This is a genomic window from Levilactobacillus paucivorans (genome assembly GCF_001437125.1).
Classification (GTDB): Bacteria; Bacillota; Bacilli; order Lactobacillales; family Lactobacillaceae; genus Levilactobacillus; species Levilactobacillus paucivorans.
This window is the reverse complement of sequence record NZ_JQCA01000111.1, coordinates 1-272: the sequence shown is the minus strand read 5'-3', so window position 1 is coordinate 272 and position 272 is coordinate 1. Positions and strand designations below refer to the sequence as shown.

Sequence of the window (272 nt, the reverse complement as noted above, 5' to 3'; positions counted from 1 at the left end):
AAATGATCCAGAAAATAAAAACGATCGGCCTAGTTATTAGGTTGATCGTTTTTGAGCTTATTCGGCTTATGGGCATTAACGTAATCGGCAAATGTTTTTAAAAGCTCTTCGGTTTGTTCAACCGAAAGGTTATCAGCTTGAAAGTATTTTTCTAGCAAAGCTCCTTTTTGAATTAATCGGCGAGAACGAGCTTTGCGGTCTTGCCGACTTTCATAATATTTAGATTGCCGTAATTTAAAATCTTCCCGCTCAATTTTTTGTTTTAAACGCGC

General features: G+C 36.8%; 1 protein-coding gene. It reads right to left on the bottom strand.

Going from position 1 to position 272, the window contains the following annotated elements:
• Positions 1 to 29: 29 nt before the first annotated feature.
• Positions 30 to 272 (bottom strand): hypothetical protein (locus IV54_RS08515; protein WP_057878939.1); only part of this gene is annotated, 243 nt, incomplete at its 5' end.